This window comes from Actinoplanes sp. NPDC051343, from assembly GCF_044455125.1.
GTDB lineage: Bacteria > Actinomycetota > Actinomycetes > Mycobacteriales > Micromonosporaceae > Actinoplanes.
Genome location: NZ_JBITEL010000019.1, coordinates 98,317 through 123,322, shown reverse-complemented (window position 1 = coordinate 123,322; position 25,006 = coordinate 98,317). Strand labels below are relative to the sequence as shown.

Sequence of the window (25,006 nt, the reverse complement as noted above, 5' to 3'; positions counted from 1 at the left end):
ATCCCGCCTGCGGGGCCGGAGCCATCTGTTAAGCCGATCCCGCCTGCGGGGCCGGAGCCATCTGTTAAGCCGATCCCGCCTGCGGGGCCGGAGCCATCTGTTAAGCCGATCCCGCCTGCGGGGCCGGAGCCATCTGTTAAGCCGATCCCACCGGCGAGGCCGGAACCGTCTGTCAAGCCGATCCAGCCCGCGAAATCCGAGCCGTCCGTCAAGCCGGTCGCCTCTGGCCAACCGGTCGTAGAAACCGGGTCCACGGCGCCGGCCGACACCGCCGCGCCGTCCGCAGGCACAGCGCCGGTGGTCTCCGCTACGCCGGTCGATCCGGGTGAGCCGGCAGCCCCCGCCGCGCGGTCAGCGCCTGCCGAGCCGGCGGCCAGGGACCCCTTGGGCGCGCCGGTTCCCGAGCGGCGGGCGACAACCCCCACTGCCTCGTCTCGCGAGAAGGCGGTTGCGCCCGCCCTGGAGACCGAGCTTGCCCCGCCGCAAGCCGAGGAGGCGGCGCCCGCCCATACCGACGCCTGGGCTCAGCTGGTTGCTGACCCCGCTCACGCCCCTGAGCTGCTTGCTCTCGCCGCGGTCCAGTCGATCGGGCCGCGGGCGCAGGAGTGGATTGTCCGCACCCGGCGTGACTATCCGAACGCCGGCCGTGCCGCCCTGGCCCGGCTCGCGACCAGCCAGTTTTCGCGGGTCGGCAGCCTGGGCAGCGTTTTCGGGGCGGTGGCCGGGTCGTACGCGCCGATGGTGCTGACCGGGACGGCCGCGGTCGCTCACGCCGAGCTGATTTTGCACGTGGCCGCCGCGTACGGGAAAGATCCGGCCGACCCGCAGCGGGCGGTTGATCTGCTGGTTCTCACCGGGGTCCACCCTGATCGGGAGGCCGCGGAGGCGGCCGTGGCTGCCGCCCGGCGCCCGGCCTACGACGAGGACGGCGGTGGCCTGCGGGCCGGGGCGTGGCGGCTTGGCCGGCTGATTTCCGGGCAGGTCGGGGGGTGGAGTGTGTTCCGCCTGATCAACCGCTATCTGCCCGGGGTCAGCCTGCTGGCCGCGTTCTTGACCAGCCGGGCCGCCACCGACAGTCTGGCGGCCCGGGCCAATGCCTTCTACCGCTCCGATGAGGGCTGAAGGCCGCCGATGGCGTCGAGCTGGGCGATCGCCTCGGCGGGCAGGGTGATGTCGGCTGCCGCGACGTTTTCGCGCAGGTGGGTGACCGACGATGTGCCGGGGATGAGCAGCATCGTCGGTGACCGCTGGAGCAGCCACGCCAGCGCGGCCTGCATCGCGGTGATGCCCAGCCCGGCCGCGACCGTGTCGAGGGTGTCCGATTGCAGCGGCTGGAAGCCGCCGAGCGGGAAGAACGGGACGAACGCGATGCCGTTTTCGGCGCAGTAGTCGACCAGCGGGTCGTCGCCGCGTACGGCCAGGTTGTAGAAGTTTTGCACGGTGACCACCGGCGCGATGTCGCGCGCGATTTTGACCTGGTCGAGGCTGACGTTGCTGACGCCGAGGTGCCGGATGAGGCCCTGCTGCCGCAGTTCGGCGAGGACCGCGAACGGTGTCGCGATGTCGTCGGCGTCGGTCATGCGAAGGTTTACCACGTCGAGCGCCGGCAGGCCGAGATGGTCGAGGTTGTCGTGGACGGCCTGGATCAGCTCGGCGCGGGAGATCGCGGCCGGCCACGAGCGGTCGGGGCCGCGGCGGGCGCCGACCTTGGTGACGAGGTGCAGGCCGGCGGGGTAGGGCGCGAGCGTCGAACGGATCAGCTCGTTGACGCTGTGCGGGCCGTAGTAGTCGCTGGTGTCGATGTGGGTGAGGCCCAATTCGACGACCGTACGGAGAACGCGCCGGGCCTCGTCGAGGTCGTCGGGTGGACCCCACGCCATCGGTCCGGCGAGGCGCATCGCGCCGTATCCCATGCGGGTGAGGGTGAGGTCGTCGGCCAAGCGAAGTGACATGTCCTCCAGAATGTCAGGCGCCCGGGGCGCGGCGCCGTTCGGCGTAGCTTTGCCGATCTTCCAGGGCGGCACGGATTGGGGAGTCATGATCATGGGGTGGCTCTCTACGGTTGGCCCGTAATGCCGTAAAGGAGGTCACGATGGGCGGATTCGGCGGTCGCGCCAGGAGAGGGCCGGCTCCTCTGGTCATCCTCGGTGGCGCGGCGGCGGTACTCAGCCTGCTGCTGGTCGCGCACCGGGCCGTACCCGGTTCGCCCGGCTCGCTGCTCGAGAGTGCCCTGCCCTGGCTGGCCGCACCGGCTGCGCTCCTGCTGATCGTCGCGGTTGTCACCCGACGGGTCGCGGTGATCGCCGTCGCGCTGGTGCCGGCCGTGATCTGGGCGGTCATGTTCGTCCCGGCGCTGGCCGATCACTCCCGGCCGGGCTCCCGCGACCTGCGGGTCGCCTCGCTCAACCTGGGCCGGTCGACGCCCGGCGAGGCCCTGCCGCCGCTGGTGGCCGAGCAGCCCGACATCATCGTGCTCGAGGAAGTCACGCAGGCTAACCGGGGCACGGTCACGAGGACCCTGGACGACGCGTACCCGCACCACACCGAGACCGGAACGGTCGCGATCTTCAGTCGGTTTCGTCTTTCCGACACCGAACCGGTCGACATTCACATCGGCTGGACGCGGGCGATCGCCACGACCGTCGCCACCGGCAACGGCAAAATCCGGGTTATCGCCGCGCATCTCGCGTCGGCCCGGGCCGACGAGACGGCCGGCCGCGACCGTACGCTCGCAGCCCTCGCCGCGGCCGCCCACGCCGACCCGAGTCAGCGGCTGATCCTGGCCGGCGACCTCAACACGGCGACCACCGACCGGTTGTTCCACGAGTTCGCCCCGCTGGCCGACAGCCAGAAGGAGGCCGGGTCGGGGTTCGGTTTCACCTGGCCGGCCGCCTTCCCGGTGGTGCGGCCCGACCACATCCTCGAGCGCGGCCTGACCACTCGACGGTCGTGGGTGGTCAAGGCTCCCGGCAGCGACCACCGGGCCGTGCTGGCCGATTTCGGCACGGGCGGCGCGGGCGCGGCGGTCACCGGAGATTCCTGACTCGCACCGTGGGACGCTACTGACGCAATGTGATCAATTCGTTACGGTGTACCGCGTGAGTCTGATCGAGGGGCCGGCGCGGATGGTCCGCGAGGCGCGGGATCTTGCCCAGATCCTGCTCGCCGGGCTGCCCCAGCGCTGGCGGCACACCGTCCGGGTCGCCCAGCGCGCCGAGGCGGTGAGCATCACGCTCGCCACCTCCGACGAGGCCGACACGCTGGTTTCGGCCGCGTGGCTGCACGACATCGGCTACGCGTCGTCCGTGCACGCCACCGGCTTCCACCCTCTCGACGCCGCCCGCTACCTCCACGCCCACGACTGGCCGGTCGAGCTGGCTGGGCTCGTCGCCCACCACTCGGGCGCCGACTGCATCGCCGAGGTCCGCGGCCTCACCGGCGCGCTGTCCGACTTCCCGGACGGTCCCCGCCCGGTGGCCGACGCCCTGGCCTACGCCGACCAGACGATCGGTCCCGACGGCCAGAGCATGACGCTCGACCAGCGCTTCCTCGAAATGCTTCAACGGCACGGGCCCGACTCACCCAACGCCGCGGCTCACCCGCGCCGCGAGCGGCGCCTGCGCGAGGCCGTACGCCGGGTGGACGCGCGCCTGGCCCGCCTCGGCCGCCCGTCGTACGCCGTCGCCCGAGCCTGGGTGGCCGGTTAGGGTCTTCGCTCGTGTGGATCAGCGATACGCGCGAGTCGTACGACACGGTGGCCGAAAGCTACTCCGAGATGCTGCGCGACGCGCTGGCCGACGCCCCCGACCAGCGCGGCATCCTCCGGCTGTTCGCCGAACTGGCCGACGGCCCGGTCGCCGACGTCGGCTGCGGCACCGGCCGCATCACCCACTACCTGCGCGGCCTCGGCGTCGACGTGAGCGGCATCGACCTCTCACCCGGCATGATCGCGGTCGCCGAGCGCGAGTACCCGGACTGCACCTTCCGCGTCGGCTCGATGACCGACCTGCCGTTCCCCGACGATTCGCTGGGCGGCCTGCTCGCCTGGTGGTCCCTGATCCACGTCCCCGACGACGAGATCCCCGGCGTGTTCGCCCAGTTCCGCCGGGTGCTCCGCCGGGGGGCACGCTGATGGTCGGCTTCAATCTGGGCACGGGCGAGACCTGGAAGACCGAGGGCTACGGCGGCCACCCGATGAGGGTGACGGTCTACCGGCGTACGGCCGAGCAGGTCGCGGCCGGGCTGCGCCAGGCCGGCTTCACCATCGACATCGACCTCCGCCTCGAACCCGACGACCCCCAACCGGGCGGCGTCCTCTTCGCCAGCTGACCCGGGGGTTGAAATGGCACGGTGGAACGCGCTCAGCGAAGTTCTCACCCGGGCGGGGGATTCGGTCCGGCTTACCTGGCCCGAGCTGGAAGGGATCGTCGGCGCCCTTCCGCCGTCGGCGGTCGAATATCGAGCCTGGTGGTCGGGCGACCGCTCGCACGTCGGGGTGTGGCGCTCAGCCGGCTACGCCCTGGCCGATCTCGACCTTGGCCGGTCCGTCACCTTCGCCCGCGCCGGTGCCCGGCGGCCGTCCGCACCGCAGCCGGTTTCGCGGGCCACCGACATTGTGCTGGTGACGTGCGTCAAGTCGAAGCTGGACCGGCCCGCGCTCGCGCGTGACCTCTACGTCTCGCCGCTGTTTCGGAAGAGCCGCGCCTATGCGGAGCGGAGCGGGCGCCGGTGGTTCATCCTGTCGGCCGAGTATGGCCTGGTCTCGCCCGACCAGCTGATCGAGCCGTACGAGCGGTATCTCCCGACGACACCCGCCAGCTATCGGGCGGCCTGGGGGCGCTGGGTGGTGGAGCGCCTCGACCTGTTAGCGGGCCCGCTCGCCGGGCGGGTGGTGGAGATCCACGCCGGTGCGGTCTATGTCGATGCCGTCGCAGATCACCTGCGGTCCAAGGGCGCCTTGGCCGTCAACCGGCTGCGGGGTCTGACGCACGGCGCCCGGCTGGCCTGGTACGACAACCAGCCGCGGGCGGCCGAAGCAGCGCCGGCCACCGCCGACCCGCCGGGCGACGATCCCGCCTCGGCCGTTGCGTTGCTGGGTGGCGATTCCGTGCCGGCTGTTGCGTTGTTGGACGGCGATTCCGTGCCGGCTGTTGCGTTGTTGGACCGCGATTCCGTGCCGGCTGTTGCGTTGTTGGACGGCGATCGCGGGTCGGCTGTCGCGCTGCCGGGCAGCGAACCTGCGTTGGCTGCAGCCGAACGAGGCGATGACGAATTGGCGGCGGTCGCCGCCGAGCTGATTGGCCCGCTGCTCGATGCCGGCTCGGCTGTCAGCCCGGCGGACTTCCTGGCCGGGGCGGGGGCCGGGCTGAAGGTGCCTGGCCTCTACAGCTGGTGGGTCGACTCGTCCGGGGCCGAGGATCTGTCCCGGGGGCTGGAGGAGCGGGTCGAGGCGGGACTCATCTACGCCGGGCTGGCCGGGCGCCACCCGCTGGCCCAGCGGCGCCCGGTCGACCAATACGCTGTGGTCACGCATCGCGGGCATGCACCTGGGCGGGAACCACGAGTTTTCCACCTTCCGCCGCACGCTGGGCGCGGTCCTGGCCACCGCGGCCGGCGCCGGCCGCATCGACGAGGCTGCCCTCACCGGCTGGATGGGGCAGCACCTGAAGGTGCGGACGGTGCGCTATGACGACCGGGACACTCTCGGGCGGCTCGAGGAACTGGTGCTGGCCGAGATCGACCCGCCGCTCAATCTGCAAGGCATGCCGCGGAATTCGCTGCGGGTCCGGCTCAGCGCGCTTCGCCGGTCTTTCCGTACGCCGTAAAAAGCGTTGCCCGGCTGGCTCGCCGGAATCTCAATCAGGAGTTCACGGGTTCGAATCCAGCCCCCACCCGGAAGCGGGTGGGGGCCGGCTGTTCAGGCGGTGGTGCAGGCTGGGGCTATGGCGCTGCTGTTTCCGGTGGCCTGGAAACCGAATTCGGTGTAGGCGCCCGCGGTCAGCTGGCCGTTGAAGTTGACGTTGGTGAATTGGACCGCGCCCGAGTTTCCGGAGTGGTTGCTGTTCCAGGCGTTCGAGATGGTGGCGCCCGCGGGCAGGGTCAGGTTGACCCGCCAGCCGTTGATCGCGGACGAGCCGGCGGTCACCCGGACGGTTGCCACGAAACCGCCGGTCCAAGAATTGAGTGACACGGCAGCCGTGCAGCCAGCATCACCTGGCGGCGACGTCGTGGGTGGGGGTGTGGTCGGCGGCGGTGAGGTCGGGCCGGTGCCTAGCGTCGGGGTGGTCCAGTCGATCCAGTCGGAGAGGCGGCCGGACGCCGCGCTCGAGATGTGGAACGAGCCTGCCGCATTTCCGGTCTTCGTCAGATATTTCTGGATGGTTTGCGTCAGCGGGGTTTTCCACTCCGGCCGGATCGCGCAGTGGTTGCCGTCCTGGATGTCCGACCAGTAGGTGATGTTCGGGCCGGCGCCGAGAGCCTTGTAGACCTCGGCCCCGCCCAACGCGGCCACGCTGCCCGACTTCGGGCCCAGGTTGACGATGTGCGGATTGTCCATGATGAACAGTCCGCGCGGGGCCACCATCGCGACCATCTCGTGGGTGTCGACCGGCAACCGGGACGGGCTGGCGGTGAACGACCCGAAGGCGTCGCCGAGCCAGGGCTGCTCGCCGTACGCGCTGCTCAAGCTCTGCGCGCCCTCGCCGGGGATGCCCCGGAAGATCGGCACGCCGGCGCTGCCCGACTCGATCGGCATGGTCAGCGCGATCCGCTGGTCGAACGCGCCGATCACGAACGCGCCCTTGCCGAACCGGGAGCAGCCGGTGACCGCGGTCGCGTCGGCGTTGAGGACGGTGCCGCCGGACTGCTCGATCACGTCGATGATCCGGCTGACGCCCCAGGCCCAGGCCATCAGCAGGCCGGTCGGGCTGGACGAGCCGTACAGGGTGTAGAAGGCGCCCTGCTTGTTGGTGCGGGGCGTGCCTTCCTTGCCCACGGCGTACGGGTCGTAGTTGATGATGGCCGCGCCCGCGGCCTTGATCGTGGCGGTGTCGGCGCCGAGGCCGCCGAGGACGACGACGGCCGGGAACGGGCCGGTGCCGCTGGGCAGGCTGACCGACGCCGAGAAGCTGGCGCTCTTGCCCTGGTTGGACACGTTGACCGTGATGTTGGTGCTGGTCACGGTGCCGCTGACGGTTTGCGGTCGGGCCGGTTTCTCGCCGTACACGAATTTCTCGGCCAGTTTTTTGATCTCTTCGCGGCGGCAGGTCCAGTCGCCGGTGGAGGTGATCCGGGTGCCGTCGAGTTTTTTGAACGGGTCGGGGAGTTTGGCGTTGGTGGGCAGCGAGCCGGCGTCGGGCAGGCCGGGGACGGAGCAGTTGGCGCCCTCGTCTTCGACGCCGGCGGCGGCCACCTGTACGGCGGCCGCCTCGGCGGCGGGTGTTCGGGGAGCAGCCAGCACTCCGGTGACCGCCAGCGCCGCCGCAGCGAGGACGAGGGCTGTCGGGCGGATGGTCACGGGAACTCCTTTCAAACGGATCATGGGAGCGCTCCCAGTTCCGAGTGTCCAGTGTCGAGGAACCCATTGAAATAAGTCAATGATGTGCCGGGGTGCGCCCCGCGCTCAGCTGACCGCCTGGGCAATCACCAGACCGACCGAGGCGGCACCGAAGCCGGCCACGATCGAGGCCACCACGTTCATCGCCGCGTAGAACCGGGCCCCGGTCCGGGCCAGCCGCAACGTCTCGTAGCTGAACGTCGAATAGGTGGTCAGGGCGCCGCAGAACCCCGTACCCAATAAAGCCGCCACCGGCGCACTCGCCGGGAGCCCGGCCAGCAGGCCCAGGACGAAGGAACCGACGACGTTGACGGTCAGCGTGCCCCAGGGAAAGACCGAGTCGTGCCGGGACTGGATCGCGCGATCGGTGAGGAAGCGCAGGGGTGCGCCGATGGCCGCGCCGAGCGCGACCAGCAGAACGGTCATCGGGCTCGCCGGTGTACGAGAAGGGACGTGACGGTGGTGCCGGCCCAGACCGCGAGCACCGCGGCGATCAGGGTCGAGGCCAGATAGGCCAGGGCGACCCAGGGAGCACCGGCCGAGGCGGCCTTGTGGATGTCGACGATGTAGGTCGAGAACGTGGTGTAGCCGCCGAGCACGCCGACACCCAGGAAGGGCCGTACGAGGCGGCGGTGCGGCAGCACGTCGGTGACGATCACCATGAGCACGCCGATCAGCAGGCAGCCGGTCACGTTGATCACGAAGGTCGACCAGGCGAAGCCGGACGCCGGATGCGGCCAGGCGGTGGCCACGCCGTCGCGGGCGAGGGCGCCGAGCACGCCGCCGGCCGAGATCGCGCCGAGCACCGGCAGAAGGCGGGGTGCGGGGGCGTCCACGTGGAGGTCGACGTCGGAGTCCATCGGCGCCGGGACGTGTTCGGTCACGCGTTACCCTAACCAGCGACGTTCACCTGGATCACCGCCGCCTAGGCTGGTCACATGCGGTTCGCTTGGGTGCTCTGGCCGGTCGGAGCGGTGATCCTCGGCCTGGCCGGCTTCCTCACCACGCTGCTTCCGAAGCGACGAGCCCGGGCGGCCACGAGCCGCACCGCGTGGTCGGCGGCGCAGGCCGCGATCGAGACGGCCGGGGTGAGCCGCGACGCCACCCCGGTCTCCGTCCCCGAGGCCGAGCAGTTGCTGCTGCGGGCCGAGTTGCTGGCCGCCCGGCACGGCGGCCCGGACGCGGCGGCCCAGGCGGCCGACTGGGCCCGGCAGGCCGACGGGCTGTGGCGAGCGGCCACCCGTGCGTAACCTCCGCTGGGTCTTTCTTCTCGCTGCCGCCGCCTCCCTGATCGTCTTTCTGATCGCGCAACGCCAGACCACCCATGTCAGCTACGCCGAGTCGCCGGCCACCGCGAACGTTCCCGAGGCCGGCGAGGTCCGCGGCGCGACCGTCCCGACGGTCGAGCAGATGACCGCGCTGGTCAAGGCCAACCCGGTGGTCCGGCTTGAAGGTTCGGTCGCCCATTGGGACGAGGCACGTGTACGCGCGGCGATCCTGAGCGCAGGCAGTGGTGCCACCGACACCCGCATCCTGGTCGCCCCGCCCGGCCTGCCGGAGGCCGAACAGGACAAGGTCCGCGACGTCGACGCGGCCACGATCCGGATCCTCGGCACCGAGGTCAGCGGTGGCATCTACCAGGTCTCGGGCACCGCGGCGGCGGACTGGCGGCCGCAGTTCGCGACCGGCGACGTCACCGCCCAGCTGCTCACGCTGATCGCCGGGCTGGCCGACCAGCCGCTGCCCAGCAGCCCCGACCTGCTGCAGCGCCGCGACCCGTCGCCCGCGGAAACCGCCGCGCTCGCGGCCGGGGCGCGGCGGATCACCGGCTCGGCCGCCTTTCCGGGCGCATCGGTGCTGGTGGTGACGCTGCCGCAGCAGCCGATCGGCAAGCCGATGCCGCGCTACGGCCCGGCGCTGGCCCGGCTCTACCCGGGCACGCCGATCGTGGTCGTGTACGGCGACTGGATCGAATACGACGGACCGTCGGCGGCCGAGTTCGCCGAGGTGGCCTCGGCCAGCTTCTACGGCCAGTTCGGCGACCGGCTGAGCAGCTACGCCTACTCGCAGCAGACCGTGCTCAATGCGTACCTGGCCCGGGTGGCCGACGTGCGGTACGCGGGGCTTTTCGACCGGCCGCTGCCGTACCGGCCCTTCGACCCGCTGCGGGTGACATTGCCCGCCCTGCCCTGGGTGTTCGCGGTTTGTGTGTTGATTTTCCTGGCGCTGTCGGTGCGGTCGATGCGGCGTCCGCCGGCCGTCCGCCGCGCCGGGACCCCGGCCCGGCTCGCCGCGCTCTCCGCCCTGGCGGTGGAGATGTCGCTGCTCACCGACCGGGCCGGCGATCCCGCGCTGACCCGCGGGATCGCCGCCTTGACGGCGGCGCGGGGCGCGCTCGACGACGATCTCGCCGATTCGCACGTACGCGACCTGCTCGCGACCGCCGAGTCCGAGTTGGACGATGCGGCCCGCACCCTGCCGTTCACCGGCTTCCGTCCGGAGGACTACCTGCGATGAGGCGCTGTCTCAACCCGTTCGCGCTGGCGGTGCCGGCCTGCCTGATCCTGGCCGGTTGGGCGCTCTGGTCGGGCGGCATCCTTGACGGAAAGATCGCCAAGCAGGTGCGCACCTCGTCGGTCTACGCCGCGCCGGGCACCGGGCTGGACTGGGCGGCGGCCGAACGGGTGATCGGCAACCGCCGCCTGGTCGTCATCTTGCCGGCGCCCGGATCCGACCTCTCGTCGACCTGTCACGGCGTCCAGCGGGCGGCCGAGGGCACGCTCGTGCTGGTGCTGAGCCGCAAGAAGGACGGGTTCGACAAGTACGGCTGTGCCTCGTTCGGCGGCGACTTCGGCAAGTCGTTCGTCTCCGAGCAGCTCATCTCGCAGGGCGTGGACGGCTTCGAGGACGAGCCGCTCGGCGCGGTCAAGGTGGCCGCGGTCAACTATGACCTGCTGGTCAAGGCGGGCAGCGTCCCCGACGGCGCCCGCACGATCAGCCCGTCGCTGCCGCGCTACCTGGTGGCCGTCGCGGCCCTGGCCGCGGTGCTGCTGGGCACCGCTTTCCTGTACGTCGCCGGCCGCCGGGCCGGCCGGGCGGCCGCGGCCCGGGACGTACGCCGATCGGCCGCGGCCGACAAGACCGGGCAGGCGAGCGCCGCGGTCGCCGCGCTCGCCCAGCGGATCGTCGACCTCGACGCCAAGCCCCTCCGGGCGGCGGCCGAGCGCAAGTATCGCCGTCTCGCCTCCGACTACGCCGACCTCGTGCGCGAGGTCGATACCGTCGACCCCGACGCGTTGATCAAACGCGTCGAGACGCTGGGGCGGCGCTGCGCCGACCTCGAGCGCGTTTAGGGGGCGGACATGGCTTACTTGCAGGGCGGCGTCGAGGTGCGGGTGACCGGCCGGCGCATCGTCGCGACGATCATCGACGGCTTCGTGCTGGGGGTGCTCTACCGGCTGTCGACCGGGGTGTTCGGCGGCCACTACGACTCGGATCTCGACTTCACCCGGCTGACCTCGAAGGCCGGCCTGGGCTGGGTGGTCGTGGCGTTGCTCTACTACGTGCTGCTCGAGGGACTCTTCGGGCGTACGGTCGGCAAGCTGATCACCGGCATCCGGGTGATCGACGCCAAGACCGGCCGCACCCCGGGCCTGTTCACCGCGTTGATTCGCACCCTGCTGCGGATCATCGACGGTATCGGGGGCTACCTGCTGGGCTGGATCGTGGTGATCTGCGGCGACCGGCGCCGGCGTCTCGGCGACATGGCGGCCGACACGCTGGTCATCCGGAGTTAATGCGCGGCGGCGATCACCTGGGTCAGGGACGTGTGCAGGCGCTGCAGGTCCTCGATCGGCATCCCGAGCCTCGACACCACGGCCGGTGGGATCTGCTCGGCCCGGGCCCGCAGCGCCCGGCCGCTCTCGGTCAGGGTGATCGCCAGGCTGCGCTCGTCGGCCCGGTCGCGCTCGCGGCGCAGGTAGCCGATCGCCTCGAGCCGCTTGAGCAGCGGCGACAGGGTGCCCGGGTCGAGTTGCAGGAGGCGGCTCAGGTCGCGCACCGAGAGCGGGGCGTGTTGCCAGAGTGCGAGCATCACCAGGTATTGCGGGTGGGTGAGGCCCATCGGTTCGAGCAGCGGACGGTAGAGCGCCACGACGCTGCGCGCGGCAACCGAGAGCGCGAAGCAGACCTGCTGCTCCAGGGCCAGCGGGTCGGTGTCAGTCAGCTCACTCACCTTGTTGTCTCCTCACTTCACCGGTTAGTGTACCGATAGTTGGTGTACCAACCATTGGCAGACCAAGCATTGATGGCCAGGCAGTTAGGAGAAACCGGTGGCCGAGACCCCTGGACGGCTTTCGAACTGGTGGCACCGCACGTTCGACGACTGGGCGTTCCGTTCCATGATCGGGCCCGCCCAGGTCAAGGGCGCGGTGCAGGGCTGCGACGAGGATGCCCGCGAGCAGTGGAAGCGCGACCTGGAGAACCGCAAGCGCTACACCCGCGAGCAGCGCGAACGCGCCCGCGCCACCCGCAGCGCTAGCTGAGCCGGCCGACGCACCGGGGGCACCGGGTCGGACACGGCGTCAATGCGGCGGCCGACGCCAGCCCGCTGGTGTGCAGGATCGTGCTGACCGCGTCCTCGGCCCCCGGCGCGGTCAGCACCCGCTCGCCGGACACCCCGAGCCGGTCGTCCGGAGCCCACCACCCGCGGGTCTCGTCGACGGTGAAACCCCGGTCGGCGTTCCGTCGCACCGTCTCGTCGAACGGCACGTCGAAGTAGTAGACGTGGCTCGGTCCGCGGTGCCCGCCGATCAGCCGGTTCAACACGCCGGCATAGCGCTCCCGGTGCAGGATCCCCTCCAGCACGACGTGATAGCCCAGGTCGAGCAGGTTGCGTACGGTGCCCGTGATGAACTCCGGCGCCACCGCACCCATGTCGGTGACGTCGTGCTCCCGGAGCACGATCCGGCGCAGATAGTCCTGCTCGACCAGCGCGCAGCCCCGCCCGTAGCGCCGGCGCACCCCGTGGGCGGCGGTCGTCTTGCCGCTGCCCGAGTTTCCCCGGATCACGATCAGCGTCGGCGCCGGTGGCATCCGTTCATGATGCCGTGCCGGGACCGACGCGGTCGGAAGCCGGGACGTCGGCGCGGTGCCCGGTGCCGGCGAGATGCTTCCGGATGCGCAGCAGCACGTGGCCCGGCGATGCGGCGACGAAGGCGGCGTGGTCGACAAGAGCCGCGATCAGCGGCAGTCCACGCCCGCCGACGGTGAGTGGATCGGGCAGGCCGGCACTGAATCCGAGGCCGTCGGGAGAGGTGCCGCGGTTGCCGATCTCGATCAGGCAGTCGTCGTCCTCGATGACGACCGCGACATCGACCGTGCTGTCGGGATCGGAGTGCATCACGGCGTTCGCGCACGCCTCGGAGATGACCACGGCGAGGTGGTCACGCACGTCCGATTCGGCGCCGGCGAGACCCAGCAGCGTGATGAGCAATTGGCGGGCGCAGGTCACGGAGGTCGGCTGCCGCGGTAACGACAGCGTCATGCTGAGGTGCACTGCGCTCCTCCTCACCCGGCCCGGCCTGTCGGACCACGTCCACCTGGGGCGCAGTACGCGGACGTGGCGCCGGCCATGGACGGCTCTACCCAAGCCGGGGAACGCCAAACGATCGGTGTGGGTTGCGCGGCAGTCCGGTTACCGGCCGCCTAGGGTTGGGCCGAGCATTCGATCAGGCGGGAGGTCCTCGTGGATCTGCTGGTGGAGACCAGGCCGGGCCGAGGCTGCGCGGTGGTGGAAGTTCGCGGTGACCTGGACATGGCAACGTCTCCGCAGTTGCGGGAAAGCCTGCAAAGGCTGATCGACGGTGGGGAACGCCAGGTGGTGGTCGATGCGAAAGGGCTCGGCTTCATGGATTCCAGCGCCCTGGGCACGCTGGTCATCGTGTTCAGGGCGCTGCGGGACGTCGGCGGCAACCTGCGCCTCGCCGGGGTGCAGCCCGCCGTGCGGAGCGTCCTCAGCATCACCTCGGTCGATCGCGTGATCGACGTATTCGACACCGTCGAGGCGGCCGAGGCGGTCATGATGTCAACCGGCGGGTAGCGCATCCGGCAGGGCGGGGCTGGTCCGCGTCTGCTCGGCGCCGGCCCTGGTGCGCCTTTTCTCGTTGTGCCCGTCGTGCCAATCCAAGATCAGCAGGGTGGCATCGTCGGCCAGCATGGGGCCGGCGACCTCGAGCACGGCGTCCGCCAACGACCGCGCGGCCTCCCGCGGATGCAGCGTCGCCATCTCGCGCAATCGTGCCGACAGGTCGACGCCGGCGGCCTTGCGCTCCCGCATGCCGTCGGTGATCACGACCAGGCGGTCACCCGGGCGCAGAGCGATTTCTTCGGCACCAAAGGTGGCCTCGGGGAACATGCCCAGGGGAAAGTTGCCGGTTAGGGCCAGTTCCCGGACGTTGCCGTCGCGGACGAGCAGCGGCGGCACGTGACCGGCGTTGAGCAGCGAGCAGTTCCCGGTGCGCAGATCGAGGCGGCCCAGGACCGCAGTGAGATAGCTGCCAGGCACGGCGGAGTGCTGCGCGATGGCGGCGTTCGTGGCGTCGGCCTGCTCGACCAGACCGGCCCCGCGGCGGCGGCAGTTACGCAGGCTGCCCACACCGAGAGTGGCCGTCAGCGCGCTGGCCACCCCGTGCCCCATCGCGTCGGTGACACTGAAATGCAGCACGTCGCGGGCGAGGCTGTAGTCGAAGGTGTCGCCGCCGATGCTGGCCGCGGGCTCCAGCCAACCGGACAGTGTGAAGGCGCTGGCTTCGCAGGTGAAAGCGCCCGGCAGCAGACGGCGTTGAATCTCGGCCGACAGGCTGAACGGCGCCGTGCGTTGCCCCCACTCGAACAGGTCGGTGTGCCGCCGGTTGGCGATCACGACGAATGCCAGCGCGTGCGCCGTGCGCGTTATCTCCCGCAGCACGTCCGCCGCCGGCTCGTGCGGCAGGACCATCTCCAGCAGGCCGATCACCTCGCCGCGGTCGGTCACCGGCGCCAGCACCGTCCATCCGTCGGTTCCCGACAGCACCTGCAGCGTCTGAGTGCGCAGGGCCTGCTCGGCCGGGCCGCCGTCGAAGGGCAGAACCGTCGCGACCTCGTCACCCGCCCGCCGGCTGCCGCCGCCCTCGACGGCCGGGGCTTGCGCCAGCCGGACCAGCGCCCGCCCGCTGAGATCGGCGATCAGGAAAGAGACCGTACGCGCGTCGAGTGCCGTTGCCAGGTCACGCGTGACCGCCTCCACTGCGTCCACCGGCGCGGCGTTCTCCGCTGCGTCCAGGATGCCGGCCAATATCCGCCCCGGATTGCTCTCCACCCCTGCAGCGTACGAGAGTAGCGGTGGTCGGCCGCGCCATCACCGGCCGATCACCGGACCGCCCTTCCCCGCGCCGCGAATTGCGTCCAGGATCGGGAGATGGGCAACCGGGGTGCGGCGGTCGGAGCGGGTCTTCTCCTCGCGGTGGCGGCCTGCGGCGGCGAGCCGGCCCCCAGGCCGAGTGCCTCAGCGCCGGCCATATCCTCGCCGCCCAGTGCCTCAGCCGCGGCCAGTGCCTCAGCGTCGCCGTGCACCGAGCCGGCCGGGCAGGTGGATGCGCCGGGTGACGGCTATCGAGTGGTCGCCGCCGTGGTCGCGGTGCCGACCGATCGGGTTCTGGGGGTGGCGACGTCCGGGGAGCCGGCGGCCGAACTGTTCGCCAAGTGGGGGCTCCTGGTGCGCACCGGGGAGACGGCCGAGGTCTCGGCGGAGTCCGGGCCGGCCCTGATCGGCTGGGGAAGTTCGGCGGTGCCGGCGGCGAGCGTACGGATAACCGCCTGCCGGGAAGGCAGCCGGCCCTGGACGGCATTTGCCGGAGGCACCTGGCTGAACGAGCCGGCCTGCGTGCCGCTGCTGATCCGGGCCGGCGGCCGAAGCCAGCACGTCCGCCTGCCGATCGGAGCGCCCTGCGACTGACTGCCGCGCAACGGCGCCCCAGCAACGGCGCCGGAAAATGGACGCCCCACCAGCGGTGCCGCGGAATCGGTGCCCCACCAGCGGTGCCGCGGGATCGGTGCCGCGGGATCGGCGCCGTGCGGACGGTGCCGCGCGGCCGGCGCCGCGCGGACGGCGACGTTGCGGAGAGGCGTCAGGTGGCGGCCAGCGCCTCGGTCGGCGCCAGGCGGGCCGCACGCATCGCCGGGTAGACGCCGGCGACCACGCCGACCACCAGGGCGCCGCCGATGCCGCCGCCCACCGCCCAGACCGGGATGACGGCCGGCCAGTTCTGCCACGTGGCGTACCCGGTGGTGGCCGCCACGCCGAGCAGCGTGCCCGCCACGCCGAGCAGCGTGCCCGCCACGCCGAGCAGCGTGCCCGCCGCGCCGCCCATCGCGGCCAGCGCGATCGACTCGGCCAGGAACTGGATTCTGATCTGGCCGCGGTGGGCTCCCAGGGCCCGCCGCAGGCCGATCTCGCGGCGGCGTTCCAGCACCGAGATGACCATCGTGTTGGCTACGCCGATGCCGCCGACCAGCAGTGACACTCCGGCCAGGCCGAGCAGCAGGGCGCCGAAGGCCGACTCGGTGGCCCGCTTGGCGATCAGCGCGTCGGACGGGCGGCTCACCTGCACCAGGCCGGGCAGCTGCGGGTTGACCGTGGCCGGGAGCACCGCCCGGACCTGCTCGAGGGCCGGTTCGAGGCAGCGTACATAGAGGACGGTCGGGTGGCCGTCGAAGCCGAGCAGGTAGGTGGCGACGTCCCAGCCGACCAGCACCGACTGGTCGAGGTCGGTGGCGAGCGGCACCGGCGCCAGGATGCCGATCACGGTGAACCAGCGGTTGCCGATGCTGATCTGCTGGCCGGGTTTGCGGAAGCGATCACGCTACTTCGAGCCATGACCGAACGCCTCGAGCGTGCAGGTGTGCTCGAGCTCGGACTCGTTGTCGGGGACCACGGTGTCCGACGAGTCCCACGTCCACTCGCCCGGCTTGGTGACTCGCACCATCATGCCGTGCGCGCGCAGGCATTTGACGTTGTCGTTCCACTGCGCGGCGTAGTTCGGGTTCTTGTCCTCGTCGAGTTCCGGCGGCTGCAGCGGCAACTTGTACTGGCAGGCCACGTAGGCCGACTTCGGCTCGCCACTCTGGTCGAGCCGGCGTCCCGGCCCGGCCGGCCCGGCCTGGTCGACCGGGTTCACCTTCACGCCGTGTGCGACCAGACAATCGTCATAGGCGGTGAACAGACGGCTGGACTCGGTATCGCTGGTGTCGAGCCGAAGCTGAGGACGGGCCGGCGCCGAGGCCGGGGCGGAGGCGGAAGGTGCCGCGCTGGCCAGCGAGGCCACCTGGGGAGCCGCCGCCGGTGAGCTGCAGGCGGCGGCCAGAAACAACGGGGCGAGCGACAGGAGCCGGAGATGACGCATGGCCAGCACACTGGCCAGGACTTGTCAGGATCCCGTTGTCATCCGGTAGTGGTCCCGTGCTGAGTGGGTTTGCGGCCGTGAAGGGCGCCTAGACTCGCCGCCGTGTGCGCATATGTGCTGGTCGCGGAGGACGACCCGAAGCAGGCCGAGCTGGCCCGGCGCTATTTGGAGCATGAGGGGCACGCGGTGGTGGTGGTCGGCGACGGCCGGGCGGCGCTCGAGGAGGCGCGGCGCAACCCGCCCGACCTCATGGTGCTCGACGTGATGATGCCCCGGGTCGACGACCTGCAGGACCTGTCCGCGGCCGACGCGGGCGAGCTACGGCTGCATCCGCAGCCGATCGATCTCGCCGATCTGCTGCCGGCGGTCGCCGACGCCTTTGCCGCGTCGGCCGACCGGGCCGGGGTCACGCTGACGGTCCACGCGCCGCCGGCTCTGGTCACGGCCGATCCGATCCGCCTGCGCCAGGCGGTCGGCAACCTCGTCACGAACGCCATCCGGCACACACCGGCCGGTGGATCGGTCGCGGTTTCCGCGCGTACGGAATCAGACGCGCACGTGATCGACGTCGCTGACACCGGACCGGGGTTGTCGGCCGCGGAGCGGGCGTTGGTTTTCGAGCGCTTCTGGCGGGCCGAGAAGTCGCGCAGCCGGCAGACCGGTGGCAGCGGGCTCGGCCTGTCGATCGTGCGGAAGCTGATCGAGGCGCACGGCGGCACGGCCACGGTGACCAGCGACCCCGGCGCGGGCTCGACGTTCAGCCTGCGGTTGCCGCGCTGATCTCCCGGTGGTTTGCACACGCTGAAAACCCGCGTGCGGCACCTGCCAGAATGGGACCGGAGTTCATAAACACCGGGCCGAGCGGCTGTGCGGCCCGGCCCGGTGTTTACATGCCGAAGGGATTGACCGTCCGATGACCAGCAGCGTCGAGTCCGACTGGGTTAGCCGTTTCGCCGATGAGGTGATCGCCGAGGCCGATCGCCGGGCGCCCGGAAAACCGATTGTCTGCGCCTCGGGGCTGAGCCCGTCCGGGCCGATCCACCTAGGCAACCTGCGCGAGGTGATGACCCCCCATCTGGTCGCCGACGAGATCCGGCGGCGCGGGCGCGAGTGCGTGCACATCATCTCGTGGGACGACTACGACCGTTACCGCAAGGTACCGGCCGGCATCGACGAGGCCTGGGCCGAGCACATCGGCAAGCCGCTGACCGCGGTCCCGGCGCCGCCCGGCAGCGCCTTCCCCAACTGGGCCGAGCACTACAAGGCCGCCATGATCGACTCGCTGGCCGAGCTCGGGGTGGTCTTCCGGGGCATCAGCCAGACTTCGATGTACACGAGCGGTGCCTACCGCGACCAGATTCTGCTGGCGATGAGGCAGCGCGCGAAGATCGACGAGATCCTCGGGCGCTACCGGACCAAGGCCCCGGTTTCGAAGCGGGAAACCGACGAGGCAGCGGCGGAGGCGGCCGAGGGCTCGGGCGCGGCGAGCGAGGACGACGGCGGGTCGGCCACCGGCTACTACCCTTACAAGCCCTACTGCACCGCGTGTAACAAGGACCTCACGACCGTCACGGCATACGACGACGAGACGACCGAGATGTCGTTCACCTGCGGCGCCTGCGGCCACTCCGAGACCGTTCTGCTGAAGGACTTCAACCACGGCAAGCTGGTCTGGAAGGTCGACTGGCCGATGCGCTGGTCCTACGAGGGCGTGGTGTTCGAGCCGTCCGGCGTCGACCACAGTTCCCCCGGTTCGTCCTTCGTGGTCGGTGGCCAGATCGTCAAGGAGGTCTTCGACGGCGAGCAGCCGATCGGCCCGATGTACGCGTTCGTCGGCATCGTCGGCATGGCCAAGATGAGCTCGTCCAAGGGCGGCGTGCCGACCCCGGCCGACGCCATGCGGATCATGGAGGCGCCGCTGCTGCGCTGGCTGTACGCCCGTCGCCGGCCCAATCAGTCGTTCAAGGTCGCGTTCGACCAGGAGATACAGCGGCTCTACGACGAGTGGGACTCGCTGGCCGCCAAGGCCGCCGCGGGCACCGCGCCGCCGGCCGACGCGATCGCCTACGACCGGGCCCGGCGTACCGCCGAGATCGAGCTGCCGGTGACGCCGCGCCCGCTGCCCTACCGCATGCTGGCCTCGGTCGCCGACATCACCACCGGCGAGCCGACCCAGATGCTGCGCATCCTGCACGAGATCGACCCGGCGCGGCCGATCGAGTCGCTCGACGAGGTGCGGCCGCGGCTCGACAAGGCGACCGCGTGGGCGACCGGGCAGCTGCCGGTCGACCAGCGCACCCGGGTGCTCGACAAGCCCGACCTGGAACTGCTCGACTCACTCGGCGCCGATCAGCGGCGTTCGCTCGACCTGCTGCTGGCCGGCCTCGGCGAGCACTGGTCGCTCGAGGGGCTGACCACGCTGGTCTACGGCGTGCCCAAGCAGATGCTGGGCCTGCCCATGGACGTGAAGCCGACGGCCGAGCTCAAGGCCGTGCAGCGGACGTTCTTCGTGCTGCTCTATCGCCTGCTGGTCGGCAAGGAGACCGGCCCCCGGCTGCCCACGCTGCTGCTGGCGACCGGCGCCGACCGGGTGCGGGTGCTGCTCAGCGGCAGCTGAAAAGCGGGTCCGCGGGGGGCCGGGTTTTTTGGGAGCATCTTCGCCATGATTCGGCTCTATTCGATGTTCTTTCTGATCGATCTCGCGCTGATGGTGGTGGCGCTGATCGACTGCCTTTCGGTCGAGGAGTACGCGATTCGGGCGCTGCCCCGGGTCGCGTGGGTGTTCTTGATCCTCCTGTTCTCACCGATCGGCGGAATCGCCTGGTTCATCGCCGGACGACCGGCCCGTCCGGTTCGGCTGTCGAGCGGCGAGGTGTGGCGTCCGGGGAGCGGTTTCCCCGAGTCGCAGCGTCCTCGGCGGTCGGTCGCCCCGGACGATGACCCGGAGTTTCTGCGCGGTCTCGCGGCCTCCCGCAAGCAGGACGAGACCCTGCTCAAGGACTGGGAGGCCGACCTGCGACGTCGCGAGGAAGAGCTGCGGCGGCGTCAGGACGGCGCATAGCAGGGCCCGGTCGAGCCTCGCACGATCAACTCGGTGGCCAGCTCGACGTGCAACGCGTCGAGCCGGTGCCGTTCCAGGAGCCGGATCAGCAGGCTGACCGCTATGCGGCCCATTTCCTGCAGCGGCTGCCGCACGGTGGTCAGCCGCGGGCTGGTCGCCTGGGCGAGGTCGATGTCGTCGAAACCGGCCACTGACAGGTCGTCCGGCACCCGCAGCCCGAGTTCGGCCGCCGCGGCCAGCGCCCCGGACGCCGCCTTGTCGTTGAAGCAGACCAGCGCCGTCGGCCGGTCGGGCAGCGCGAGCAACTGCCGGGCCGCGAAGTGCCCGAAGTGGACGGTCGGTTCGCCGGGCAGGGCCAGTGCCGAGTCGGGCAGCACGCCCGCGTCGGCCAGCGCCGAGTTGTGGCCGGCCCGGCGCGCGTTGCTGGCCTGCCAGTTGTCCGGTCCGGCGATCAGCCCGATCCGCCGGTGCCCCAGTTCGACCAGGTGACCGGTGAGGCTGCGGGCGCCGGCGAAGTGGGAGGCCGAGACGGCGGCGATGTCGCGCGGGACCTCTTCCCGCGGGTCGACGATCACGAACGGGAAGCCGGCCGACTGCAGAGCGACCAGTTCCGTCCCGGGCTCGGGCGGCAGCACGATGATCGCCCCGGCGATGCCGGCCCTGGTCGGCAGCGTCGGCAGCACCGAGGCGTGCTGGGCCGACTCGCCGGCGTTGAGCACGACCGGTCGTCCGTGCAGGTCGAGGGTCTCGGCGATCGACGACACGATCAGTCCGAAGTAGTCGGTCAGAAGGTACGGGCAGCGCAGATAGATTGCGCCGGTCGCGCGGGCCGGTGCCGAGCGCCGCCGCGGTCCGGGTCCGCCGAGTTCGGAGAGGGCGCGCTGGATCAGGTCGCGGGTTTCCGGGGCGACGTGGGCCTGATCGTTGAGCGCGCGGGAGACGGTCGCGATCGACATGCCGGTGTGGGTGGCGAGATCGCGGACCGTGACACGGCGATTTGTTACAGGCCCTTGTTTCATGAATTGCAGCGTAGCTGGTCATTGACAGGTCTGACTTCGCCTTGGTTTCCTCGGTGTAACAGAAACATCCCCCAAATGTTTCAGTTGTTACACGACGAGGAGTCCCCATGAGATCCATCCTCGCTTCGGTCGGCGCGGTCGCCTTGGCCGGCACCGCGCTCGTCGCCGTCCAAACGCCCGCGCAAGCCGCCGGCCCCGCGGTGTCGGTCGTGGAAACCACGGCCGACAAGACCCTCAAGCTCTCCCCCCAACCCGGAGCCACCTTCAACGCCGGTGGCGGCTCGGGCGGCCAGACGATCACGATCAACCCGAACACCACGTACCAGTCGATGGTCGGCTTCGGTGCCTCGTTCACCGACTCCTCGGCCTGGCTGGTCTACAACTCGCCGCAGCGCAACGCGATCATGAGCCAGCTGTTCGACCCCAACTCGGGCGCCGGGCTCAACTTCCTGCGCCAGCCGATCGCCGCGTCCGACTACTCGCGGTCGACATACAGCTACGACGACACCGCCGGTGACACGTCGCTGTCGCACTTCTCGGTCGCGCACGACAACGCCTACATCCTGCCGATCCTCCAGCAGGCGAAGCAGCTCAACCCGGCGACGACCGTGATGGGCACGCCGTGGAGCCCGCCCGGTTGGATGAAGACCAGCAACTCGATGGTCGGCGGCGTGCTGACCGCGGCCAACCGGACGGCCTACGCCAACTACTTCGTGAAGTTCATTCAGGCGTACGCCGCGGCCGGCATCCCGATCTCGCTGGTGACCCCGCAGAACGAACCGGACAACGACCCCGGCAACTACCCGGGCATGAAATGGCCGGCCGGCGACGAGGCGACGTTCATCAACAGTTACCTCGGCCCGGCGATCCAGAACGCCGGCCTGAGCACGAAGATCCTCGGGTACGACCACAACTGGGACGACCCCGGCTATCCGACCACGGTGCTGGCCAACGCGGGCAACTACACCGCGGGTACGGCCTGGCACTGCTACAGCGACGCCAACGGCGTGAGCGCGCAGACCCAGGTGCACAACGCGTACCCGAACAAGGACACCTACTTCACCGAGTGCTCGGGCACCAGGTCGGCGAACGACGACAGCACCTTCGGCGACACGCTGATGTGGCAGACCGAGCACCTGATGATCAACACGACCCGCAACTGGGCCAAGTCGGTGCTGACCTGGAACATGGCGCTCGATGCGAACGGCGGCCCGTCGATGAACTGCACCAACTGCACCGGTGTGGTCACGGTCAACGGATCGAACGTCAGCTACAACGCCGAGTACTACATGCTCGGCCAGGCCAGCAAGTTCGTGAAGCCCGGCGCGGTGCGCATCGACTCCAATTCGTTCGGCGCCGGCGGTCTGGAAGACGTCGCCTTCAAGAACCCGGACGGCAGCCACGTCCTCCTCGTGCAGAACGCCGGCGGCGGCAGCAACACCTTCAACGTCAGCGAGAACGGGCAGTCGTTCACCTACACCCTGCCCGCGCGCTCGGTCGCGACGTTTGTCTGGACGCCCGGGACTTCTTCGAGTGGCGGCCTTGACCCGACCAAGTGGTACACGGTGGCCAACGCCAACAGCAGCAAATGCGTCGACGCGGCCAACGGCTCGACCGCCAACGGCACCGCCCTCCAGCAATCGGCCTGCACGGCCGGCGATACCAGCCAGCAGTGGCAGTTCCAGCCGACCGACAGCGGCTTCTACAAGATCGTCGCGCGCAACGCCGCCACCCAGGCCTGGAACGTGACCGGCGGTGCCGGGGCCACCGGCAACGGGGTCAAGGTCCAGGTCTGGGCGTACGGCGGTGGCACCAACGAGCAGTGGCAGGCCGTCGCGCACCCGGACGGCACGTACAGCTTCTCGCCCCGCAACAACACCGGTAACTGCCTCGATGTGACGGATGTGTCCATAGCCGACGGTGCTCTGCTCCAGCAATGGGCCTGCTCCGGCGGTAACGCGCAGAGCTTCCGAATCACGGCACAGAGTTAGGAGTCGCGTTGTTCCGTTCCGCAGCCGCGGCCGGTGCCGGAGTGATCGCCCTGATCGCCCCGGTGCCGGCCTTCGGCCACCCAGCACCCACTCCCACCGCCCGCGTCTGGATCACCACGCCCGACGGCAGCCAGTTGCTGGCTGACAAGGGAACCGTGGCATTCGGGGGTCCCACAACGACCGTGCCCACCGTCGTGGTCGACCCCGGACGCGGCTTCCAGAGCATGACCGGCTTCGGCGCGTCGATCACCGACTCGTCGGCCGCGGTTCTCTACGGCCTGGATCAGCAGGCCCGCGACGCGGCGATGAGCTCGCTCTTCAAAGCCGACGGGATCGACTTCCTGCGCCAGCCGATCGGCGCCTCCGACTTCACCGACGAGCCGCCCTACACCTACGACGACGTGCCGGCCGGTCAGACCGACTACGGCCTGCGGCACTTCAGCGTCGCCCACGACAGGAGCCAGATCCTGCCGCTCCTGCGCCAGGCCGAACGGCTCAACCCGCACCTGACCGTGATGGCCACCCCGTGGAGCCCGCCCGCCTGGATGAAGACCGGCGATTCGACGATCGGCGGACGGCTGATCGACAAGCCCGAGATCTACCGGGCGTACGCCGCCTACCTCGTCAAGTTCGTGCAGGCGTACCGGGCCGAGGGCGTACCGATCGACCTCCTGTCGGTGCAGAACGAGCCGCAGAACGTCACGCCGTCGATTCCCGGCACCGACATGGGCTCGGTGCAGGAGGCGAAGGTCATCGAGCAGCTCGGCCCGATGCTGCGTGCGGCCGGCCTGCACACCAGGATCCTCGGCTACGACCACAACTGGACCGAGCACCCGGGCGACGTCGGCAACACGCCGCCGGACGAGACCGCCGACATCAACCACTACCCGCAGAACCTGCTCGCGTCGCCGGCCGCGAAGTGGATTTCCGGTACGGCCTACCACTGCTACTCCGGTGACCCGAGCGCGATGACCGCGCTGCACAACCAGTTCCCGGCCAAGGACATCTATTTCACCGAATGCTCGGGCAGCCAGTCCGGCGATCCAGCCAACACGTTCTCGGACACGCTCAAGTGGCACGCCCGCAACCTGATCATCGGCAACACCCGGAACTGGGCGAAGAGCGTCGTCAACTGGAACATCGCGCTCGACCCGGCCGGCGGCCCGCACACCAACGGGTGCACCGGTTGCACGGGCGTGCTGACCGTGGCTCCGGACGGCACGGTGACCCGCAACGCCGAGTACTACACGCTCGGCCACGTGGCCCGCTTCCTGCAGCCGGGGGCGCGGCGCGTCGCCAGCACCTCGTTCGGCACCACCGGCTGGAATGGTCAGGTGATGGACGTGGCGTTCGTCAACCCGGACGGCAGCACGGTGCTGGTCGCGCACAACGAGAACGACAACCCGCAGACGTTCGCCGTGCGGGAGGGCGACCGGGCGTTCACCTACACGCTGCCCGGCGGGGCGCTGGCCACCTTCGTCTGGAAGGGGCGGTTCGCTACGCCGCGGCCGGTCGACCCGGCCGGGTGGACCGCGACCGCCGACCCGGCGCCGGCGACCGGGGACGTGCCGGCGAACGCGGCCGACGACGACGCGAGCACCCGGTTCAGCACCGGGACCGGTCAGCAGCCGGGGCAGTACCTGCAGGTCGATCTGGGCCGGGTGCGTTCGGTCGGTGACGTCGTCTTCGACACCGGGGTGTCGACCGGCGACTATCCGCGTGGCTATGCCGTAACGGTCTCGACCGACGGCAAGCACTGGACGACCGCGGTCGGCCACGGTGTCGGGAGTGGACAGTTCACGACCGCTGACCTGCACGGCCGGTGGGTGCGGTACGTCCGGATCACACTCACCACGGCGGCGCCGGACAACTGGTGGTCGGTCGCCGACGTACGCGCGTACAACAATTAGCGGACGCACCGCGGCCGTTCCGACAAAGTG

General features: G+C 70.5%; 28 protein-coding genes and 2 pseudogenes. 19 read left to right on the top strand and 11 right to left on the bottom strand.

Going from position 1 to position 25,006, the window contains the following annotated elements; all coding sequences use genetic code 11:
- Positions 1-384: 384 nt before the first annotated feature.
- A complete protein-coding gene (locus ACIA5C_RS43350) occupies positions 385-1,122 on the top strand; it encodes a hypothetical protein (RefSeq protein ID WP_396066103.1) in 738 nt (245 codons plus the stop codon).
- On the opposite strand, the gene ACIA5C_RS43345 is transcribed toward ACIA5C_RS43350, so the two are convergent.
- A complete protein-coding gene (locus tag ACIA5C_RS43345; protein WP_396066101.1) occupies positions 1,101-1,952 on the bottom strand; it encodes an oxidoreductase in 852 nt (283 codons plus the stop codon). The two genes, ACIA5C_RS43350 and ACIA5C_RS43345, sit on opposite strands and share 22 nt — an antisense overlap.
- A gap of 140 nt (positions 1,953-2,092) precedes the next feature.
- Between ACIA5C_RS43345 and ACIA5C_RS43340 the strand changes: the two genes are divergently transcribed.
- The 6 genes and pseudogenes from ACIA5C_RS43340 to ACIA5C_RS43315 all read left to right on the top strand — a co-directional run bounded on the left by ACIA5C_RS43340 (position 2,093) and on the right by ACIA5C_RS43315 (position 5,825).
- Positions 2,093-3,043 carry an endonuclease/exonuclease/phosphatase family protein gene (locus tag ACIA5C_RS43340; protein ID WP_396066099.1) on the top strand — a complete coding sequence of 317 codons (951 nt, stop codon included), beginning with the start codon at positions 2,093-2,095 and terminating at the stop codon, positions 3,041-3,043.
- A 55-nt stretch (positions 3,044-3,098) separates the two neighbouring features.
- Positions 3,099-3,707 (top strand): HD domain-containing protein, encoded by a 609-nt coding sequence (locus ACIA5C_RS43335; RefSeq protein WP_396066097.1) that lies wholly within the window; start codon positions 3,099-3,101, stop codon positions 3,705-3,707.
- A gap of 11 nt (positions 3,708-3,718) precedes the next feature.
- Entirely contained in the window at positions 3,719-4,132 is a 414-nt protein-coding gene (locus ACIA5C_RS43330; RefSeq protein WP_396066095.1) for a class I SAM-dependent methyltransferase, read from the top strand.
- Positions 4,132-4,329: a hypothetical protein gene (locus ACIA5C_RS43325; protein WP_396066093.1), complete on the top strand. Its 198-nt coding sequence runs from the start codon at positions 4,132-4,134 to the stop codon at positions 4,327-4,329. Before ACIA5C_RS43330 ends, ACIA5C_RS43325 begins: the two co-directional genes overlap by 1 nt.
- 13 nt (positions 4,330-4,342) lie before the next feature.
- Positions 4,343-5,002, top strand: a pseudogene (locus ACIA5C_RS43320) (DUF6884 domain-containing protein); the annotation flags it as partial.
- Positions 5,003-5,540: 538 nt separating this feature from the next.
- Positions 5,541-5,825, top strand: coding sequence for a GIY-YIG nuclease family protein (locus ACIA5C_RS43315; RefSeq protein ID WP_396066091.1), 285 nt, complete (start codon positions 5,541-5,543; stop codon positions 5,823-5,825).
- 92 nt (positions 5,826-5,917) lie between these two features.
- Here the strand turns inward: ACIA5C_RS43315 and ACIA5C_RS43310 are convergent, their stop codons facing one another.
- The 3 genes from ACIA5C_RS43310 to ACIA5C_RS43300 form a co-directional block, all read right to left on the bottom strand.
- Entirely contained in the window at positions 5,918-7,516 is a 1,599-nt protein-coding gene (locus ACIA5C_RS43310; protein WP_396066089.1) for a cellulose binding domain-containing protein, read from the bottom strand.
- 105 nt (positions 7,517-7,621) lie between these two features.
- On the bottom strand, positions 7,622-7,981 hold the full coding sequence (gene crcB / locus ACIA5C_RS43305; RefSeq protein WP_396066087.1) for a fluoride efflux transporter CrcB: 360 nt from the start codon (positions 7,979-7,981) through the stop codon (positions 7,622-7,624).
- Positions 7,978-8,439: a fluoride efflux transporter FluC gene (locus ACIA5C_RS43300; RefSeq protein WP_396066085.1), complete on the bottom strand. Its 462-nt coding sequence runs from the start codon at positions 8,437-8,439 to the stop codon at positions 7,978-7,980. Before ACIA5C_RS43300 ends, crcB begins: the two co-directional genes overlap by 4 nt.
- Positions 8,440-8,493: 54 nt before the next feature.
- Here ACIA5C_RS43300 and ACIA5C_RS43295 point away from each other — a divergent pair, with 54 nt between their 5' ends.
- Genes ACIA5C_RS43295 through ACIA5C_RS43280 form a run of 4 tightly spaced genes read left to right on the top strand, consistent with a single transcriptional unit; the run spans position 8,494 to position 11,352 of the window.
- A complete protein-coding gene (locus ACIA5C_RS43295; RefSeq protein ID WP_396066083.1) occupies positions 8,494-8,805 on the top strand; it encodes a DUF6403 family protein in 312 nt (103 codons plus the stop codon).
- Positions 8,798-10,072: a hypothetical protein gene (locus ACIA5C_RS43290; RefSeq protein ID WP_396066081.1), complete on the top strand. Its 1,275-nt coding sequence runs from the start codon at positions 8,798-8,800 to the stop codon at positions 10,070-10,072. Before ACIA5C_RS43295 ends, ACIA5C_RS43290 begins: the two co-directional genes overlap by 8 nt.
- Positions 10,069-10,908, top strand: a complete 840-nt coding sequence (locus ACIA5C_RS43285) for a hypothetical protein (RefSeq protein WP_396066079.1) — start codon at positions 10,069-10,071, stop codon at positions 10,906-10,908. Before ACIA5C_RS43290 ends, ACIA5C_RS43285 begins: the two co-directional genes overlap by 4 nt.
- A gap of 9 nt (positions 10,909-10,917) precedes the next feature.
- Entirely contained in the window at positions 10,918-11,352 is a 435-nt protein-coding gene (locus ACIA5C_RS43280) for an RDD family protein (protein WP_396066077.1), read from the top strand.
- Here ACIA5C_RS43280 and ACIA5C_RS43275 read toward each other — a convergent pair.
- Positions 11,349-11,789, bottom strand: coding sequence for a MarR family winged helix-turn-helix transcriptional regulator (locus ACIA5C_RS43275; RefSeq protein ID WP_396066075.1), 441 nt, complete (start codon positions 11,787-11,789; stop codon positions 11,349-11,351). The genes ACIA5C_RS43280 and ACIA5C_RS43275 overlap by 4 nt on opposite strands.
- A 97-nt stretch (positions 11,790-11,886) precedes the next feature.
- Here ACIA5C_RS43275 and ACIA5C_RS43270 point away from each other — a divergent pair, with 97 nt between their 5' ends.
- Complete coding sequence (locus tag ACIA5C_RS43270; protein ID WP_396066073.1) at positions 11,887-12,099, top strand: hypothetical protein; 213 nt, start codon at positions 11,887-11,889, stop codon at positions 12,097-12,099.
- Here the strand turns inward: ACIA5C_RS43270 and ACIA5C_RS43265 are convergent.
- Together ACIA5C_RS43265 and ACIA5C_RS43260 are read right to left on the bottom strand one after the other, a co-directional pair.
- Positions 12,092-12,649 (bottom strand): AAA family ATPase, encoded by a 558-nt coding sequence (locus tag ACIA5C_RS43265; RefSeq protein WP_396066071.1) that lies wholly within the window; start codon positions 12,647-12,649, stop codon positions 12,092-12,094. The genes ACIA5C_RS43270 and ACIA5C_RS43265 overlap by 8 nt on opposite strands.
- Positions 12,650-12,653: 4 nt before the next feature.
- Positions 12,654-13,112: an ATP-binding protein gene (locus tag ACIA5C_RS43260; protein WP_396066069.1), complete on the bottom strand. Its 459-nt coding sequence runs from the start codon at positions 13,110-13,112 to the stop codon at positions 12,654-12,656.
- A gap of 189 nt (positions 13,113-13,301) precedes the next feature.
- Here ACIA5C_RS43260 and ACIA5C_RS43255 point away from each other — a divergent pair, with 189 nt between their 5' ends.
- A complete protein-coding gene (locus tag ACIA5C_RS43255; RefSeq protein ID WP_396066067.1) occupies positions 13,302-13,655 on the top strand; it encodes an STAS domain-containing protein in 354 nt (117 codons plus the stop codon).
- On the opposite strand, the gene ACIA5C_RS43250 is transcribed toward ACIA5C_RS43255, so the two are convergent.
- Positions 13,641-14,912 carry a PP2C family protein-serine/threonine phosphatase gene (locus tag ACIA5C_RS43250; protein ID WP_396066065.1) on the bottom strand — a complete coding sequence of 424 codons (1,272 nt, stop codon included), beginning with the start codon at positions 14,910-14,912 and terminating at the stop codon, positions 13,641-13,643. The two genes, ACIA5C_RS43255 and ACIA5C_RS43250, sit on opposite strands and share 15 nt — an antisense overlap.
- A gap of 99 nt (positions 14,913-15,011) precedes the next feature.
- On the opposite strand from ACIA5C_RS43250, the gene ACIA5C_RS43245 reads away from it, so the two are divergent.
- Positions 15,012-15,548, top strand: a complete 537-nt coding sequence (locus ACIA5C_RS43245) for a hypothetical protein (protein ID WP_396066063.1) — start codon at positions 15,012-15,014, stop codon at positions 15,546-15,548.
- A gap of 172 nt (positions 15,549-15,720) precedes the next feature.
- On the opposite strand, the pseudogene ACIA5C_RS43240 reads toward ACIA5C_RS43245, so the two are convergent.
- Both ACIA5C_RS43240 and ACIA5C_RS43235 read right to left on the bottom strand, forming a co-directional pair.
- A pseudogene (locus tag ACIA5C_RS43240) lies at positions 15,721-16,434 on the bottom strand (ABC transporter permease); the annotation flags it as partial.
- 21 nt (positions 16,435-16,455) lie between these two features.
- Complete coding sequence (locus tag ACIA5C_RS43235; protein WP_396066061.1) at positions 16,456-16,995, bottom strand: hypothetical protein; 540 nt, start codon at positions 16,993-16,995, stop codon at positions 16,456-16,458.
- A gap of 102 nt (positions 16,996-17,097) precedes the next feature.
- On the opposite strand from ACIA5C_RS43235, the gene ACIA5C_RS43230 reads away from it, so the two are divergent.
- The 3 genes from ACIA5C_RS43230 to ACIA5C_RS43220 all read left to right on the top strand — a co-directional run bounded on the left by ACIA5C_RS43230 (position 17,098) and on the right by ACIA5C_RS43220 (position 20,056).
- Positions 17,098-17,775, top strand: a complete 678-nt coding sequence (locus ACIA5C_RS43230) for a sensor histidine kinase (RefSeq protein ID WP_396066059.1) — start codon at positions 17,098-17,100, stop codon at positions 17,773-17,775.
- 133 nt (positions 17,776-17,908) lie between these two features.
- Positions 17,909-19,612, top strand: coding sequence for a lysine--tRNA ligase (gene lysS, locus ACIA5C_RS43225; RefSeq protein ID WP_396066057.1), 1,704 nt, complete (start codon positions 17,909-17,911; stop codon positions 19,610-19,612).
- A gap of 45 nt (positions 19,613-19,657) precedes the next feature.
- On the top strand, positions 19,658-20,056 hold the full coding sequence (locus ACIA5C_RS43220) for a PLD nuclease N-terminal domain-containing protein (protein WP_396066055.1): 399 nt from the start codon (positions 19,658-19,660) through the stop codon (positions 20,054-20,056).
- Here ACIA5C_RS43220 and ACIA5C_RS43215 read toward each other — a convergent pair.
- The gene (locus ACIA5C_RS43215; RefSeq protein ID WP_396066053.1) at positions 20,041-21,075 is read right to left on the bottom strand and encodes a LacI family DNA-binding transcriptional regulator; all 1,035 of its coding nucleotides are present in this window, start codon (positions 21,073-21,075) and stop codon (positions 20,041-20,043) included. The genes ACIA5C_RS43220 and ACIA5C_RS43215 overlap by 16 nt on opposite strands.
- 107 nt (positions 21,076-21,182) lie before the next feature.
- On the opposite strand from ACIA5C_RS43215, the gene ACIA5C_RS43210 reads away from it, so the two are divergent.
- Together ACIA5C_RS43210 and ACIA5C_RS43205 are read left to right on the top strand one after the other, a co-directional pair.
- Positions 21,183-23,066 (top strand): RICIN domain-containing protein, encoded by a 1,884-nt coding sequence (locus ACIA5C_RS43210; protein ID WP_396066051.1) that lies wholly within the window; start codon positions 21,183-21,185, stop codon positions 23,064-23,066.
- 8 nt (positions 23,067-23,074) lie between these two features.
- On the top strand, positions 23,075-24,976 hold the full coding sequence (locus ACIA5C_RS43205; protein ID WP_396066049.1) for a discoidin domain-containing protein: 1,902 nt from the start codon (positions 23,075-23,077) through the stop codon (positions 24,974-24,976).
- Positions 24,977-25,006 lie beyond the last annotated feature (30 nt).

Excerpts from the sequence above, each read along its gene's own strand:
- ACIA5C_RS43345 (WP_396066101.1), bottom strand. The coding sequence starts at position 1,952 with ATGTCACTTCGCTTGGCCGACGACCTCACCCTCACCCGCATGGGATAC.
- ACIA5C_RS43340 (WP_396066099.1), top strand. The coding sequence starts at position 2,093 with ATGGGCGGATTCGGCGGTCGCGCCAGGAGAGGGCCGGCTCCTCTGGTC.
- ACIA5C_RS43325 (WP_396066093.1), top strand. The coding sequence starts at position 4,132 with ATGGTCGGCTTCAATCTGGGCACGGGCGAGACCTGGAAGACCGAGGGC.
- ACIA5C_RS43315 (WP_396066091.1), top strand. The coding sequence starts at position 5,541 with ATGCACCTGGGCGGGAACCACGAGTTTTCCACCTTCCGCCGCACGCTG.
- crcB (WP_396066087.1), bottom strand. The coding sequence starts at position 7,981 with ATGACCGTTCTGCTGGTCGCGCTCGGCGCGGCCATCGGCGCACCCCTG.
- ACIA5C_RS43295 (WP_396066083.1), top strand. The coding sequence starts at position 8,494 with ATGCGGTTCGCTTGGGTGCTCTGGCCGGTCGGAGCGGTGATCCTCGGC.
- ACIA5C_RS43285 (WP_396066079.1), top strand. The coding sequence starts at position 10,069 with ATGAGGCGCTGTCTCAACCCGTTCGCGCTGGCGGTGCCGGCCTGCCTG.
- ACIA5C_RS43280 (WP_396066077.1), top strand. The coding sequence starts at position 10,918 with ATGGCTTACTTGCAGGGCGGCGTCGAGGTGCGGGTGACCGGCCGGCGC.
- ACIA5C_RS43265 (WP_396066071.1), bottom strand. The coding sequence starts at position 12,649 with ATGCCACCGGCGCCGACGCTGATCGTGATCCGGGGAAACTCGGGCAGC.
- ACIA5C_RS43245 (WP_396066063.1), top strand. The coding sequence starts at position 15,012 with ATGGGCAACCGGGGTGCGGCGGTCGGAGCGGGTCTTCTCCTCGCGGTG.
- ACIA5C_RS43235 (WP_396066061.1), bottom strand. The coding sequence starts at position 16,995 with ATGCGTCATCTCCGGCTCCTGTCGCTCGCCCCGTTGTTTCTGGCCGCC.
- lysS (WP_396066057.1), top strand. The coding sequence starts at position 17,909 with ATGACCAGCAGCGTCGAGTCCGACTGGGTTAGCCGTTTCGCCGATGAG.
- ACIA5C_RS43220 (WP_396066055.1), top strand. The coding sequence starts at position 19,658 with ATGATTCGGCTCTATTCGATGTTCTTTCTGATCGATCTCGCGCTGATG.
- ACIA5C_RS43215 (WP_396066053.1), bottom strand. The coding sequence starts at position 21,075 with ATGAAACAAGGGCCTGTAACAAATCGCCGTGTCACGGTCCGCGATCTC.
- ACIA5C_RS43210 (WP_396066051.1), top strand. The coding sequence starts at position 21,183 with ATGAGATCCATCCTCGCTTCGGTCGGCGCGGTCGCCTTGGCCGGCACC.